The 15,484-nt window shown below is 60.2% G+C and carries 14 protein-coding genes; 7 read left to right on the top strand and 7 right to left on the bottom strand.

Translation table 11 applies throughout. The features are described from left to right. Positions 1-57: 57 nt before the first annotated feature. From KUIN1_RS03300 to KUIN1_RS03285, 4 genes are all read left to right on the top strand, one after another. Positions 58-303 carry an exodeoxyribonuclease VII small subunit gene (locus KUIN1_RS03300; RefSeq protein ID WP_002551852.1) on the top strand — a complete coding sequence of 82 codons (246 nt, stop codon included), beginning with the start codon at positions 58-60 and terminating at the stop codon, positions 301-303. Next, on the top strand, positions 300-1,187 hold the full coding sequence (locus KUIN1_RS03295; RefSeq protein WP_024640883.1) for a polyprenyl synthetase family protein: 888 nt from the start codon (positions 300-302) through the stop codon (positions 1,185-1,187). The genes KUIN1_RS03300 and KUIN1_RS03295 overlap by 4 nt, the downstream gene beginning before the upstream one ends. A 161-nt stretch (positions 1,188-1,348) precedes the next feature. Next, entirely contained in the window at positions 1,349-3,241 is a 1,893-nt protein-coding gene (dxs, locus tag KUIN1_RS03290) for a 1-deoxy-D-xylulose-5-phosphate synthase (protein WP_024638285.1), read from the top strand. Positions 3,242-3,313: 72 nt separating this feature from the next. After that, positions 3,314-4,528: an AGE family epimerase/isomerase gene (locus KUIN1_RS03285; RefSeq protein WP_024638286.1), complete on the top strand. Its 1,215-nt coding sequence runs from the start codon at positions 3,314-3,316 to the stop codon at positions 4,526-4,528. A gap of 35 nt (positions 4,529-4,563) precedes the next feature. On the opposite strand, the gene KUIN1_RS03280 is transcribed toward KUIN1_RS03285, so the two are convergent. The 6 genes from KUIN1_RS03280 to KUIN1_RS03250 form a co-directional block, all read right to left on the bottom strand. Further along, on the bottom strand, positions 4,564-5,328 hold the full coding sequence (locus KUIN1_RS03280; protein WP_024638287.1) for an SDR family oxidoreductase: 765 nt from the start codon (positions 5,326-5,328) through the stop codon (positions 4,564-4,566). Positions 5,329-6,048: 720 nt separating this feature from the next. Continuing rightward, positions 6,049-6,765 carry an ABC transporter ATP-binding protein gene (locus KUIN1_RS03270; protein WP_100072776.1) on the bottom strand — a complete coding sequence of 239 codons (717 nt, stop codon included), beginning with the start codon at positions 6,763-6,765 and terminating at the stop codon, positions 6,049-6,051. Beyond that, positions 6,762-7,637, bottom strand: coding sequence for an ABC transporter ATP-binding protein (locus KUIN1_RS03265; RefSeq protein ID WP_003431920.1), 876 nt, complete (start codon positions 7,635-7,637; stop codon positions 6,762-6,764). Before KUIN1_RS03265 ends, KUIN1_RS03270 begins: the two co-directional genes overlap by 4 nt. Continuing rightward, a complete protein-coding gene (livM, locus tag KUIN1_RS03260) occupies positions 7,634-8,947 on the bottom strand; it encodes a high-affinity branched-chain amino acid ABC transporter permease LivM (RefSeq protein WP_152091825.1) in 1,314 nt (437 codons plus the stop codon). Before livM ends, KUIN1_RS03265 begins: the two co-directional genes overlap by 4 nt. Before the next feature lie 2 nt (positions 8,948-8,949). After that, positions 8,950-9,864 (bottom strand): ABC transporter permease subunit, encoded by a 915-nt coding sequence (locus KUIN1_RS03255; protein WP_152091824.1) that lies wholly within the window; start codon positions 9,862-9,864, stop codon positions 8,950-8,952. 163 nt (positions 9,865-10,027) lie between these two features. After that, positions 10,028-11,170, bottom strand: coding sequence for an ABC transporter substrate-binding protein (locus tag KUIN1_RS03250; RefSeq protein WP_057450408.1), 1,143 nt, complete (start codon positions 11,168-11,170; stop codon positions 10,028-10,030). A gap of 499 nt (positions 11,171-11,669) precedes the next feature. Here KUIN1_RS03250 and KUIN1_RS03245 point away from each other — a divergent pair, with 499 nt between their 5' ends. The 3 genes from KUIN1_RS03245 (at position 11,670) to nadE (ending at position 14,752) form a co-directional block, all read left to right on the top strand. Continuing rightward, positions 11,670-12,575 (top strand): LysR substrate-binding domain-containing protein, encoded by a 906-nt coding sequence (locus KUIN1_RS03245; protein WP_004407856.1) that lies wholly within the window; start codon positions 11,670-11,672, stop codon positions 12,573-12,575. A gap of 99 nt (positions 12,576-12,674) precedes the next feature. After that, positions 12,675-13,898, top strand: coding sequence for a nicotinate phosphoribosyltransferase (gene pncB / locus KUIN1_RS03240; RefSeq protein ID WP_010427809.1), 1,224 nt, complete (start codon positions 12,675-12,677; stop codon positions 13,896-13,898). Positions 13,899-13,924: 26 nt separating this feature from the next. Next, a complete protein-coding gene (gene nadE / locus KUIN1_RS03235) occupies positions 13,925-14,752 on the top strand; it encodes an ammonia-dependent NAD(+) synthetase (RefSeq protein ID WP_003317217.1) in 828 nt (275 codons plus the stop codon). A 197-nt stretch (positions 14,753-14,949) separates the two neighbouring features. Here nadE and azu read toward each other — a convergent pair whose 3' ends face one another. Next, the gene (gene azu, locus KUIN1_RS03225; protein WP_024660069.1) at positions 14,950-15,396 is read right to left on the bottom strand and encodes an azurin; all 447 of its coding nucleotides are present in this window, start codon (positions 15,394-15,396) and stop codon (positions 14,950-14,952) included. Positions 15,397-15,484 lie beyond the last annotated feature (88 nt).

Genomic DNA, 15,484 nt, shown 5'->3' with positions numbered 1-15,484 from the left:
CCAGACGCCATCGCTCTGCTAGTGTCGCGCGGTTTAACCTCTACCGGAAATGCCCTCATGGCCCGCAAGAAAGCTGCACTGGATTTCGAACAGTCACTCGCTGATCTGCAAGCGCTGGTAGAGCGGCTGGAGAATGGCGAGTTGTCGCTGGAAGACTCCCTGACCGCCTTCGAGCAAGGTGTACGCCTGACCCGCGACTGCCAGAGCGCCCTCACCCAGGCCGAGCAGAAGGTTCAGGTGCTGCTGGAGCGCGATGGCGAGCTGAGCGAAGAGCCGTTCGACGATGCGGAACTCCCCGAATGATCGCGAGCTATCAAGCGCAAAGCCAGACTCGCGTCAACGCAGCACTCGACGGGCTGTTCAAGGCTCCGGGCCCTGAGCTCGAACGTCTCTATGAAGCCATGCGCTACAGCGTGATGAACGGCGGCAAGCGCGTGCGCCCGCTGCTTGCGTATGCCGCCTGCGAAGCACTGGGCGGTGTAGCCGAGGATGCCAACGGCGCCGCCTGTGCCGTTGAACTGATTCATGCCTATTCGCTGGTACATGACGATTTGCCGGCAATGGACGACGACGACCTGCGTCGCGGCCAGCCGACCACACACAAGGCCTTCGATGAAGCCTGCGCGATCCTCGCCGGTGACGGCCTGCAGAGCCTGGCTTTCACGGCCCTGCTCGCGCCACACCTGACGTCACGCGATGCCGAGACGCGTCTGCAGATGGTCACGGCCCTCGCGACTGCGGCCGGACCGGCGGGCATGGTGGGTGGTCAGGCTATCGATCTGGGTTCAGTGGGGCTGAAGCTCGATCAGGCCGCGCTGGAATACATGCATCGCCACAAGACCGGCGCATTGATCGAAGCCAGCGTCCGGCTTGGCGCACTGGCCAGCGGTCACGCCGATCAGCCGCGCCTCGATGCTCTGCAGGTCTACGCGCGTGCAATCGGCCTGGCTTTTCAGGTTCAGGACGACATTCTCGATGTCGAAAGCGATACCGCGACCCTCGGCAAGCGCCAGGGCGCCGACATCGCTCGCGACAAGCCGACCTACCCGGCGCTGCTGGGCCTGGAAGCGGCCAAACACTACGCACTGGAACTGCGTGATCAGGCGCTTCTGGCGCTGAGCCCGTTCGATGCTGCCGCAGAGCCGTTGCGCCAGCTGGCACGCTACATCGTCGAACGTCGCCACTGATCACTGTCACCGGACCGGAAAATCCGCTGAATCAACCACGCTTCATCGTGGTCTCAGTCATTACACATGTCAGTCGGCAGATCATCCGCCGACTCACTTCATGGGCAGCGTACGATGCATAAGGTAAACTGCCGCCTCTTTTACTTATAACGATTCGCCTGATGCCCACGACGTTCAAAGAGATCCCCCGCGAGCGCCCGGTCACGCCGTTGCTCGACCGAGCCGATACCCCGCACGGCCTGCGCCGTCTGGGCGAAGCCGAGCTGGAAACCCTGGCCGATGAACTGCGCCTGGAATTGCTGTATTCCGTTGGCCAGACCGGAGGGCATTTTGGTGCCGGCCTCGGGGTCATCGAGCTGACCATCGCGCTGCATTACGTTTTCGACACCCCGGACGACCGTCTGGTGTGGGACGTGGGTCATCAAGCCTATCCGCACAAGATCCTCACCGGCCGTCGTGCGCGCATGTCCACCCTGCGCCAGAAGGAAGGGGTTGCCGCCTTTCCGCGTCGCAGTGAAAGCGAGTACGACACCTTTGGTGTCGGACACTCCAGCACCTCGATCAGCGCCGCGCTGGGCATGGCGATTGCCTCGCGCCTGCAGGGCAGCGAGCGCAAATCGATTGCCGTGATCGGCGACGGTGCGCTGACTGCCGGTATGGCCTTCGAAGCGCTGAACCACGCGCCGGAAGTGGCCGCCGACATGCTGGTCATTCTCAACGACAACGACATGTCGATCTCGCGCAATGTCGGCGGGCTGTCGAACTACCTGGCCAAGATTCTTTCCAGCCGCACCTACAGCAGCATGCGTGAAGGCAGCAAAAAGGTGCTTTCGCGCCTGCCCGGAGCATGGGAAATCGCGCGGCGCACCGAAGAGTACGCCAAAGGCATGCTGGTCCCGGGCACGCTTTTCGAAGAGCTGGGCTGGAACTACATCGGCCCTATCGACGGCCACGACCTGCCGACCCTGATCGCCACCCTGCGCAACATGCGTGACCTGAAGGGCCCGCAGTTTCTGCATGTGGTGACCAAGAAGGGCAAGGGGTTTGCACCGGCTGAAGTCGATCCGATCGGCTATCACGCCATTACCAAGCTCGAGCCGCTGAATGCGCCTGCCGCGCAGAAAAAGATCAGCGCACCGAAATACTCCGGCGTGTTCGGCCAGTGGATCTGTGACATGGCCGACGCTGACGCACGGTTGGTCGGCATCACGCCTGCAATGAAGGAAGGTTCGGATCTGGTCGCGTTCAGCGAACGCTTCCCCGAGCGTTACTTCGACGTGGCCATCGCCGAACAACACGCAGTGACCCTGGCGGCCGGCATGGCGTGCGAAGGCAGCAAGCCGGTCGTGGCGATCTATTCGACCTTCCTGCAGCGTGGCTACGATCAGCTGATACACGACGTCGCGGTACAGAACCTCGACGTGCTGTTCGCCATCGACCGCGCCGGACTGGTGGGCGAAGACGGCCCGACTCACGCAGGCAGCTTCGACCTCTCCTACCTGCGCTGCATCCCCGGCATGCTGGTGATGACGCCGAGCGATGAAAACGAACTGCGCAAGTTGCTCAGCACCGGTTATCTGCATACCGGCCCTGCAGCAGTGCGCTACCCACGCGGCACCGGCCCTAACGCGGTGATCGAGGCCGATCTTGAACCGCTCGAGATCGGCAAGGGCGTTGTGCGGCGTCAGGGCCAGGGCGTTGCGATACTGGCGTTCGGCGTGCAACTGGCCGAAGCGCTGGTGGTGGCCGAGAAGCTCGACGCAACGGTGATCGACATGCGTTTCGTCAAACCACTGGACGAAGCCCTGGTCAGCGAAGCTGCCGCCAATCACGAGTTGCTGGTCACACTGGAAGAAAACGCCGTCATGGGCGGTGCCGGTGCTGCGGTCAGCGAGTTTCTGGCACGCGCCAATATCCTCAAGTCGGTATTGCACCTGGGCCTGCCGGATGTCTACGTCGAGCATGCCAAGCCTGCGCAGATGCTCACCGAGTGCGGCCTGGATGCCCAAGGGATCGAAGCCGCGATCAATGAGCGACTGGCGCTGATTGGCTGACTGCCAGAGCTTCCTCACGCGCCTGGCGTGAGGAACGATCATCACCCGCCCTCGTGCAGCAATCCTGATAACATGCTGCGCACCTCGACACTGCCGCGATGCCAGCCGATGCCTCATGTGACCCGCTCCGCCTCCACGCCTGAATTGACCTCGCTGTTCGCCGCCCTGCAGCAGCACTTCATGCAGGTCGTCGTTCCGCTGTGGCAGGGGCCTGGCTGGAACGCACAACTGGCATTGCCCTACGAAGCACTCGACGCCAGTGATCAACCGTTACCGCCGCAACGCTATCGCGCCATGGCCTGTGCGCGTCAGCTGTTTCTGTTTTCCAGCCTCATCGATCACGCGCAAGTGCCGGATGCACGGGCGCGGGCCGGTGAATTGTTCCGTTCCCTGCAACAGCACTTCCACGATGCCGAGCATGGCGGCTGGTTCTACAGCATTGATCCACAAGGCAAGCCGCTGGATCGCCGCAAGGACCTCTACACCCACGCCTTCATTATCTTTGCCTGCGCCCATTACTGGGCGAACGTGCAGGACCCGCTGGCAGAGTCGGTGCTCAACGCAGCGCTCAACGTTGTGGCAGAACGCTTTGCCGACGACGACGGGCTGTACGAGGCGCAGCTCGCTGAGGACTGGTCGGTATTGGGTACCGGACCGTTGCAAAACCCCTTGATGCATCTGGCAGAGGCGTTTCTGGCTGCCCTGTCGGTGCGTGCCGACCCTGCCACGCAGGCGGCACTGGACGCACTGGTTATCCACATGCAGCGCCGTTTCGTCGATACCGCAACCGGCGTGATGCTGGAGAAGCCTCTGGGCGCTGTGGATAACTGGTACGAGCCAGGGCATCAGTTCGAATGGTTCTTTCTGCTGCAATCGTCGCCGGAACTGCACGGGCGCGAGCTGCATGAATCCATGACCCGCGCGTTCGCCTACGCTCAGGCGCAGGGCGTCGATCCACACAGCGGCGCTGTGACGGCGATGCTGGCGCTCGATGGTACGGTACGCGATGCCACCCAGCGTATCTGGGCCCAGGCGGAATACCTGCGGGCCATGGCCCTGCGCCCGGACTGCGAAGCGGCCTTGACCCAGCAGTTGTCGGCCTTCGAGCAGCGCTTTCTGCATGCCAGGGGCTGGAACGAGTGCGTCGAGCCCGATGGCAGGGTCAGCCGCAGCGACATGCCGTCGACCACGCCCTACCACCTGGCGACCTGCTACATCGGCCTGGCAGATTTCGTCGAAAATCGCTTCGTCAGTGCATTCCCGCCGCCAACACCCGCAGACAGCTGATCGGGCCGCAGCTGCGCGGCCCGATCAGCAATCAATCAACCGCGGTTGCGATCAATCGCAAAGCCGGCCCAGGTCTGGCTGACAGGCATCAGTTCCAGGCTGTTGATGTTGACGTGCGCGGGTGTGTTCATGATCCAGAAGATGGTGTCGGCGATGTCCTGAGGCTGAATCGGCTCGGCACCTGCGTAGGTGGCGTCGTACTTGGCCTGATCACCGCCGAAACGCACCAGCGAAAACTCGCTCTCGCACAGCCCCGGCTCAAGGTTGGTGACGCGCACGCCGGTGCCGATCAGGTCGTTGCGCAGGTTCAGCGAGAACTGCCCGACAAAGGCCTTGGTGCCACCGTAGACGTTGCCGCCCGGATACGGGTAGTTACCGGCGACCGAACCCAGGTTGACGATGCTCGCGCCGCGACCGTGCGCGATCAGACGCGGCAGCAGCAGACGCGTGGTGTACACCAGACCTTTGACGTTGGTGTCGATCATGGTGTCCCAGTCATCCAGATCGCACTTGGGCGCAGGATCGATTCCCAGCGCCAGACCGGCATTGTTGATCAGCCCGCGAATGCTGCCGAACTCTTCAGGCAAACCTGCGATGGCGCTCTCCATCGCCTTGCGGTCACGTACATCCAGCACCAGCGTATGCACCTTGGTCTGCTTCGACAGCTCGGCGCTCAAGGTATCCAGGCGGTCCTTGCGTCGACCGGTCAGCACCAGCGACCAGCCCGCCTCGGCGAAACGACGGGCACACGCCTCGCCAAAACCGGAAGTGGCGCCCGTGATGAATACAGTGGAAGTCATTTCATTCTCCTGACATGGCGCAAAAACAGCGCTGCCTGTTAATAAGTTTCTGGCAAGGGCAGCAGAATGCCCGTCAGCGGGACATCGATGCAACAACCGAGTGTATTTGTACAAAAAACAACCAATCCGGAGCGGGCCATGCGCTACGGGCCTCACAGGCACTTTTGCCCACCTTATCCACAGTCAGACCCACAATCTCTGGGGGCAAGTCAGGTCCGCTGAACATCACGTGTTTCGGGGCCTGCAGCGTATCAGGCGAAGTTTTTTCCTTGACTTTGCCCGAGACCGCCAAGGGGTCGCCAAGCGTCAGAAAACAGTGATGGCCTGTAGCCCAGACCCCATAACGTCCGGGGCAGTCTTTCCAAGGCTTGTTAACAGACTTATCCACAGGCTGCTCGCCTGTAAAGCCTGTATGAACGACCAGCCCGGATGCTGTTGACAAATGCCCCGTCACGTCGGCCGAAAACCTCTGTACGAAATTTGATCATTCTTCTGCAGGCCTTATGCATAAAGGGCTGCAGGTAAATACTCCCAAGTTATTAACAGCCGGTTCCACAGTAAACCTGAACAAGTCAAAACGGTGACAAAACAACCCTTTGCAGCGGTTTTATGTCGCACTTATCAGACGCGCCAAAATTGTTTTCCACAATTGCAGACGACCGCGCCCCGGATGTTTGAGCATCCGGGGCGCGCGACGAAAACGGCAGGGTTTTGACGAACTCAGTGCCCGCCCAGATAAGCGTTCCTTACCTCTTCATTTACCAGCAATTCCCGCCCCGTGCCGGACAGGCGAATCTCGCCATTGACCATGACATAGGCCCGGTCGGACAGCTTGAGCGCATGGTTGGCGTTCTGCTCGACCAGAAATATCGTCATGCCCGTGGCTGCCAGTTCACGCAGGGTCGAGAAGATCTGTTTGACGATGATCGGGGCCAGACCCAGGCTTGGCTCATCGAGCAGCAGCAATTTCGGACGACTCATCAGCGCACGGGCGATGGCGAGCATTTGCTGCTCGCCTCCGGACATGGTCATGGCGCGCTGATTGCGGCGCTCCTTGAGCCTGGGGAACAGCTCGAACATGCGCTGCATGTCTTCGGCCGAATGCTTGTCGCCAATCGGAATGGTGCCCATCATCAGGTTTTCTTCGACCGACATGTCGGGAAAGACCCGCCGTCCCTCCGGCGACTGCGCAATGCCGTTGGAGGCGATGTAATGCGAGGACTTCTGGGTGATGTCGGTGCCCTGATAGATGATCTGCCCGCTGGCCGCGCGCGGCTGACCGAAGATCGACATCAGCAGCGTGGACTTGCCCGCGCCGTTGGAGCCGATCAGGCTCACCGTTTCACCCTCATTGATGTGCAGCGAGACTTTCTTCAGGGCCTGAATCGGCCCGTAAAACACATCGATCTCTTTCAGTTCGAGGATCGGCTTGCTCATACCAGCTCCTCTTCATCAGCGCCCAGATACGCAGCGATCACCTTCGGATCATTACGGATCTGTTCCGGCCCGCCCATCGCAATCACGTTGCCATGGTCGAGCACCACAATATCGTCGGAAATCCCCATGACCATGCCCATGTCGTGCTCGATCAGCACAATGGTCATGTCGTGCTCGTCACGCAGCAGGCGGATCATGCCGCTGAGTGCCTCGGTTTCCTGCGGGTTGAGACCGGCAGCCGGCTCATCCAGGCAGATCACCTGCGGCCGCGTGCACATGGCTCGCGCAATCTCCAGACGGCGCTGCTGCCCGTAGGACAACTCGCCAGCCAGACGGTTGGCGCAGTCCACCAGATCGACCACCTCCAGCCAGTAGAACGCGGTGTTCAGCGCATCCTCTTCGGCCTTGCGATAGCCCCTGGTATTCAGGATCCCGCTGATCAGGCTGCGGTTGACCCACATGTGCTGGGCGACCAGCAGGTTTTCGACGACCGACATTTCCTTGAACAGGCGAATGTTCTGGAACGTGCGCGCCAGCCCTGCCCTGTTGACCAGATGGGTGCCGCCGAACATCTTGTAGTACACCCGGCTGAGGAAGCTTTTCGGCGACACGAAGTCGGTCGCCTGGAACGGCTCGCCCAATAGCTTGATCACATTGGTGGTCTTGCCACGAGTGTGCAGTTCGATGCGTCCGCCAGTGGCCTTGTAGAAACCGGTCAGGCAGTTGAAGACCGTGGTCTTGCCCGCACCGTTGGGGCCGATCAGGGCGAAAATCGAATTGCGCCGGACCTTGAGGCTGACGTCGCTGAGGGCCTTGATGCCGCCAAAGTGCATCATCAGGTGCTCGACGGAGAGAATCACTTCAGTGCTCATCGCGCAGCCCTCTCTGTCACCAGCGCGCCCTTGCGCGGTTTTACCCCGGTGCGGCTGATGCGAATCAGGCCGCGTGGTCGCCAGATCATCATCAGCACCATCAGAATCCCGAACAGCAGCACGCGGTATTCGGAGAAGCTGCGCAGCAGTTCAGGCGCAACGGTCAGCACGAACGCGGCGATCACCACACCGACGGTCGAGCCCATGCCGCCCAGCACCACGATCGCCAGAATCAGCGCCGACTCGAAAAAGGTGAATGAGGTCGGGTTGACGAAGCCCTGATAGCTGGCGAAAAACACTCCGGCAAGGCCTGCGGTCGACGCACCGATGGTGAACGCCGACAGCTTGACCAGCACATGATTGAGGCCCATCGAACGACAGGCGATCTCGTCCTCGCGCAAGGCTTCCCAGGCACGCCCGATCGGCATGCGGGTCAGGCGATGCTTGATGAACAGCACCGCCAGCACGACCAGGAACAGCACGGTGTAGATGAAGATGAATTTCAGGTCCGGGTTGTAATCGAAGCCGAAATATTCATGGATCGGCACCCCGCCGTCCTTGGCGCGTCGGCCAAACTCCAGCCCGAGGAAGGTGGGCGCCGGCACCGGCACACCGTTCGGGCCGCCGGTGAACGACAGCCAGTTATTCAACACAAGGCGAATGATCTCGCCGAACCCTAGCGTCACGATGGCCAGATAGTCGCCATGCATGCGCAACACCGGGAAGCCGAGAATGCACCCGGCCAGCGCCGCCGCGATCGCCGCCAGCGGCAAGGCCGACCAGAAGCCCAGGCCCAGATACTGATAGCCCAGCGCCAGACCATAAGCACCGATGGCGTAAAACGCCACGTAGCCAAGGTCGAGCAGCCCCGCCAGACCGACCACGATGTTCAGCCCCAGGCCCAGCAGCACGTAGATCAGACCGAGGATGACTACGGTCAGAATGTACTTGTTGGCGAAGATCGGGAACACGATGGCAATCACGATCAGCAGCGGAATGATCCAGTACAGGCTCGATCGATGATCCGGTTTGAGCACATGCACGCCGGAGTCGGAGCTTTCGAAGCTCTGGGAAACACGCAGGCCTCTGGGTGTTTGCAGAAACAGACTGATCAGAAAGCGACCGATCACGACCACGCCCACCAGCCAGGCCACGCGGGTCGGCTGCAGGTTGAAGCTGTAGCCATCGAGCACGATCCCGACGATGGGGCCGAACACGATCAGCGCCAGCAACCCGGCAACCACGGCATCGATCAGACTCTTCTTGATTTCGACAGGTTTGGAAACAGGAACAGCAACAGGAGCGGACATACTTATACCTTCGCCACGAGTGGGCGACCCAGCAGGCCTTGGGGACGGAAAATCAGGATCAGCACCAGCAGGCCGAAACTGAACACGTCTTTGTAATCGGAGTTGATCAGACCGGAGAACTGCGACTCGGCAACCCCCAGGATCAAGCCGCCCAGCATGGCACCCGGCAACGAGCCGATCCCGCCCAGCACGGCGGCAGTAAACGCCTTGATGCCGATGATGAAGCCGGCATAGAAGTCGAACGTGCCGTAATTCATGGTGATCAGCACACCGGCCAGTGCCGCCATGGCAGCACCAATGATGAACACGTAGGAGATGACACGGTCGGTGTTGATGCCGAGGATCGACGCCATCTTGCGGTCCTGATGTGTGGCGCGGCACATGCGGCCCAGCTTGGTGTACTTGATGATGTAGGTCAGCACGCCCATGCCGACGAAGGCGGCAATGAGGATGAAGATCTTGGTGTAGGTGATCTGCACGAAGCCGCTGCCGACTTCAAAGCGCCACGCACCTTCGAGCAGTGTAGGCACGCCTTGCTGGCGCGCACCCTGGCTGATCTGTGCGTAATTCTGCAGGATCAGGGAAATGCCGATGGCGCTGATCAGCGGTGCCAAGCGGGTCGAGTTACGCAGTGGCTTGTACGCCACACGCTCGATGACGAAGCCGTAAACGCCAGTGACCACAATGGTGAAGATCAGCGTACCGAGAATCAGGAATGGAAAGGATTCCACGCCGAAGAAAGACAGAACCGCGAGGCCGATAGCGGCCAGGTAGGCGGAAATCATGTACACGTCGCCATGGGCGAAGTTGATCATGCCGATGATGCCGTAGACCATCGTGTAGCCGATGGCGATAAGGCCATAAACAGACCCGAGGGTGAGTCCGTTGACCATTTGTTGCAGGAAGATTCCATCCATCACGCACGCTCACACACTGAAGGGCAGCTCAGCACCCCACTGATCGCCCCCTCGTGAGGCGCGATCGGCAGGTCCGAAAACAACAAAAGAGATGCAGGCCCGCTCATGGGCGAGCCCATCACCCGGTCAGCCTCTGCCGGGCAGAACTGACACGAGGTTTATCTCACTTCTGTTTTTCGAGTTGCTTGTATTTGCCGGTGGCGTCCCACTGGTAAACCACATAGTCGGAGACTTTCAGGTCACCTTTGGCATCCCAGGCTTTATCACCCATAACGGTCTTGACGGAGTTGGCCTTGAGCCACTTGGCAGCCTCTTCGCCCTTGTTGGATTTGGCGCCATTGAAACCGGCAGCCAGCGTCTGCAGCGAAGCGTAAGCGTAGAGTGTGTAGCCTTCAGGCTCGTAACCGGTTTTGCGGAACTGGTCCACGACAGCCTTGCTTTCCGGCAACACCCGCGGGTCTGCGCCAAAGGTCATGTACACGCCGTCTACGTATTGCGGACCGCCAGCGGTGGTAACCAGCTCGTCAGTGACGATGCCGTCATCGGACATGAACCTGACGTCCTTGAGGCCTTGCTCGCGCATCTGACGAACCAGTGGACCGGCTTCCGGGTGCAGGCCGCCGAAGTACACAACGTCGGCGCCAAACGAACGAATCTTGGTCACCAGCGCACTGAAGTCTTTTTCACCACGAGTCAGACCCTCGTAGAGAATTTCTTCTTTCTTGATGCCGCGCTTGTCCAGCTGCTTGCGGGTTGCATCGGCAAGGCCCTGGCCATAGGTGTCCTTGTCGTGGATAACGGCAATTTTCTTACCCTTGAGCACGTCAACGATATAATCACCGGCGACCACACCTTGCTGGTCATCACGACCGCACATGCGGAACATTTCTTTGAAGCCACGCTCTGTCACCGTCGGGTTGGTCGAGCCCGGAGTAATGGCAATCACGCCTGCATCGTTGTAGATATCCGAGGCGGGAATGGTCGACGACGAGCAGAAGTGCCCGACCACACCAATCACTTTTTCCTGATCCACAAGACGGTTTGCAACCGCAACGGCCTGCTTTGGCTCACAGGCGTCATCGCCTTTAACCAAGACGATTTTTTCCCCGTTCACACCACCTGCCGCATTGATCGCGTCGGCTGCTGCCTGCGCGCCCTTCATGTACTGCTGACCAAACGACGCGTTCGCGCCGGTCATTGGGCCCGCTACGCCGATTTTCACGTCCGCCTGTGCAAACGAAGACACGCCCAATGCAGTAGCCACTGCGATTGCCAGAAAACCTTTCCTGTAAAACGTATGCGACATAAGTGGTGCTCCTGAGGGTATTTTTTTAGTTGGCACTTTCATGATCGAACAGATACAGAGTTGCTCAGAGCAAGGCGCGTGCCATCGCTTTTTGGTTGAGGGCGATGTCGTGTTTTTCGTGTCGTTCCATCATTCAACATCGCGCAACAGGGCACCGTGGGCACTTCGGGCGCGCAAGGTGCAACCCAGGCCGAAAAAAGAGCAACCCATGCGCACACGAGTAGCAACCAGCGCATGCCATGATGGGCAACCCACGTGTAACAGCACACGTCACCGAATTGCACACGCCCGGTGCGCGAACGCTACGAGACGCACCATTTGAGGCTAGCGGATTAAACGAGACCTGCCGCAGCCATCGTTCGATTCTGGAGCGCGCGTCACGCGACGCCAGTAATAACCTCCCCGCGTACACCCGACAAACGACCTTTAAGCGAGATATCATTCCGATTATTCATAACGCTTACGCCAGCCCCCGCGCGCCGCAGACAGAGAAGTCATCATGCTGAACAAACGTCACCTGCCCTCGATAGCCGCATTGCAATGCTTTGAGGCAGTGACCCGGCACCTGAGCTTCACGCGCGCGGCAGAAGAACTCAACCTGACCCAGAGCGCCGTCAGCAAGCAGGTCGCACAACTCGAAGAGCTGGTTCAGCACCTGCTGTTTCAGCGCGTGCGCCGCCGTCTGCAACTGACGCCAGCCGGGGCGCTGTACCTGGCTGAAGTGCGCAAGATCCTGACCCAGATCGAGATGTCTACCCACTTCCTGCGCTCCTACGGCGGAGAAACCGAGGTGTTGCGCGTCTCCACACCGTCGACATTCGGCGCGCGCTGGCTGGTGCCGCGCCTCAAGGGCTGGCGCTTGCGTCACCCGCACATTCACCTGGACCTTATCAACGAACAGGAATCCGATGACCTGATCAAGGGCCGCTGTGACGTGTCGTTCTATTTCGGCCAGGCGGCCATGCCCGGCGCAGAAAGCGTGAAGCTGTTCGGTGAGGAACTGGTGCCTGTGTGCGCCCCCGAAAGCCTGCCGGACGAGCCTCTCGCCGACCCGACTCAACTGAGCGAGCTGGTCCTGCTGCAGAATGCCTTCCGCCCCGAAGCGTGGCATGAATGGTTCGAAAGCCAGGGCTATCACACCGACCACAGCTATCACGGGCCACGCTTTGAAACTTTCTATATGTGCATCCGCGCAGCCCAGGTCGGCTGCGGCGTTGCGCTGCTGCCACGCTTTCTGGTCGAGGAGGAACTGGCCGAGGGCAAACTGGTGATTGCCTGGGATTACGCATTGCCCAGCACTAACAGCGCCTACTACCTGTCCTATCCGGAACACACCGCCGACGTGCCCAAAATCCGGGTTTTTCTACAGTGGATGCTGGAACAGTTGGATCAACCCCCCGCTTAAGGGCGACAATGCACACCCATCCGGCCGTGAGCCTTCCATGGTGACAGACAGGAAGTCACGCGCCCCACTTTATCCGGCTGCTCTGGAGAGCCTGATTCAATGAGCGAGAGCGCCTTTTCCAATCGCATCGTGCAAAGCCTGCTCGATACCGATTTCTACAAGCTGACCATGATGCAGGCCGTCCTGCACAACTACCCGAACGTGGACGTCGAGTGGGAATTCCGTTGCCGCAACGGGGAGGACCTTCGCCCCTATCTGGATGAAATCAAGCACCAGATCGAGCTGTTGTGCGAGCTGTCGCTAAGCCCCGAACACCTGGCTTTTCTGGAACGCATCACCTTCATCAAACCGGATTTTCTGCGCTTTCTCGGGCTGTTCCGCTTCAATACCCGCTACGTGAAAACCACCATCGAGAATGACGAACTGTGCATTCGCCTGCACGGGCCGTGGCTGCACGTCATCCTGTTCGAAGTGCCGCTGCTGGCCATCGTCAGCGAAGTGCGCAACCGGCATCGCTACCCGGACACCCTGCTCAGCCAGGCGCGGGATCGTCTGTATGACAAGTTCGAATGGCTGACCACGCATGCCACGACGGATGAACTGGCCGAGCTGAAAGTGGCGGACTTCGGCACGCGCCGGCGGTTCTCCTACCGCGTGCAGGAAGAAATGCTCGGCGTCCTGAAAAACGACTTTCCAGGCCAGTTCGTCGGCACCAGCAATGTGCATCTGGCCCGCCAGCTTGACCTCAAGCCCTTGGGCACCATGGCCCACGAATGGATCATGGCCCATCAGCAGCTGGGACCGCGTCTGATCGACAGTCAGATTGCCGCGCTCGATTGCTGGGTCCGTGAATATCGCGGCCTGCTGGGGATCGCGCTGACCGACTGCATCACCACCGATGCCTTCCTGAACGACTTCGATCTGTACTTCGCCAAGCTGTTCGACGGTTTGCGCCATGATTCGGGCGACCCGGTGAAGTGGGCCGAAAAATGCATCTCGCATTACCAGAAGCTCGGTATCGACCCGATGAGCAAGACCCTGGTGTTTTCCGATGGGCTGAACCTGCCCAAGGCGCTCGATATCTTTCGCGCGTTGCGCGGACGCATCAATGTCAGCTTCGGGATCGGCACCAACCTGACGGCCGACATCCCCGGCATTGCGCCGATGAACATGGTATTGAAAATGACGGCGTGCGCCGGTCAGGCCGTGGCGAAGATCTCTGATGAGCCCGGCAAGACGCAGTGCAAGGACCCGAACTTTGTCGCTTACCTGCGGCATGTGTTCAAGGTGCCGGATTTGCCGAGCCCGGAAAAACCCGCTTGAATTGTCCTATCTACGAGGAGTGAATCATGCACGCCGTACAGCGCCAGATTGCTGAACAGCTCAAGGTCCAGCCACCTTTCGCGGACCAGAACGCGCTGCAGGCCGAGGTCGCCCGCCGCGTCAACTTCATCAAGGAGTGCCTGCAGAACGCACGGCTCAAGACCCTGGTGCTCGGCATCAGCGGCGGGGTCGACTCGCTGACGGCCGGCCTGCTCGCCCAACGCGCGGTCAAGGAACTGCGTGAAAGCACGGGTGACAACGCCTACCGCTTCATCGCTGTGCGCCTGCCTTATGTGGTGCAGGCCGATGAGCACGAAGCCCAGGCCTCTGTCGACTTCATCGAGCCGGACGAGCGCCATACCATCAACATCGGCAGCAGCGTCAAGGCCCTGGCAGCCGAGGTGAAGGCCTTCGACGGGCTTCCAGCGACCTCGGTGGATTTCGTGCTCGGCAACACCAAGGCGCGCATGCGCATGGTCGCGCAGTACACCGTCGCCGGCGCTTACCATGGCCTTGTGATCGGCACCGATCACGCGGCCGAAGCGGTGATGGGCTTCTTCACCAAGTTCGGCGACGGCGCATGCGACCTGGCACCGTTGAGCGGCCTGGTGAAAAACCAGGTACGCGCCATCGCCCGCCATTTCGGCGCACCTGAATCACTGGTCGAGAAAGTGCCGACTGCGGACCTGGAAGACCTGTCACCCGGCAAACCGGACGAAGCTTCGCACGGCGTGACCTACGCCGAGATCGACGCCTTCCTGCACGGCGAGCCGGTACGCGAGGAAGCGTTCCGGATCATTTGCGAAACCTACGCCAAGACCCAGCACAAGCGCGAGCTGCCTTACGCGCCGTGAGTGAGTGCGCGGCACGGATTTGTGACGCTCATTGCTGGCTATCGTGCCGACGCTCTGCGTCGGCATGCAGTTCTGGACGCTCCGCGTCCGATCCTGAATGTGCGCAGCGGCTCAGATCTGTGACGCAGAGCGTCACGAACGGCATTCCCACGCGGAGCGTGAGGAACGATACTCTCAGACGCTCCGGAGACCTGCCGTTACTTCAGCGTCACAGCGCCTTTCATCATGCTGATGTGCCCGGGGAAGGTGCAGAAGAACTGGTATTCCTGGGCAGCGTCGAGCTTCGACACGTCAAACGTCACCGAGTCCTTTTCGCCAGCGCCGATGACTTTGGTGTGGGCGATGACGCGGCTGTCGTCCGGCTTCAAATAGTCCTTGTCGATGCCCGCGGCCATGCCGTCAGTGACGACTGCCTGGGTGTCGGCTTTTTTGCCCAGCACCCAGTTATGGCCCATGACATTCTTCGGCAGGCTGCCGGAGTGAGTCAGGTTGACGGTGAATTCCTTGCAGCTCTTGTCGATCTCAATGGCTTTGGTGTCGTACATCATTTGATCGGTCGAATCGACTGTGACCGAGCACTCGGCAGCCAGCAATTGACCACTGGCCAATGACAACAGCGAAATCGCTACAAGCTTGCGAATCATTTGAATCTCCAGGGCAGGACTTGATTAACGTAAAACTGATGTAAGAAGAGAGTGCCCGATCAGCGCCGGGGTTCCAAGGACGTGCGTC

The organism is Pseudomonas sp. KUIN-1, assembly GCF_009176725.1.
Classification (GTDB): Bacteria; Pseudomonadota; Gammaproteobacteria; order Pseudomonadales; family Pseudomonadaceae; genus Aquipseudomonas; species Aquipseudomonas fragariae.
Note: the sequence above shows the minus strand (reverse complement) of the source record. Positions and strands in the feature narration are given on the sequence as shown.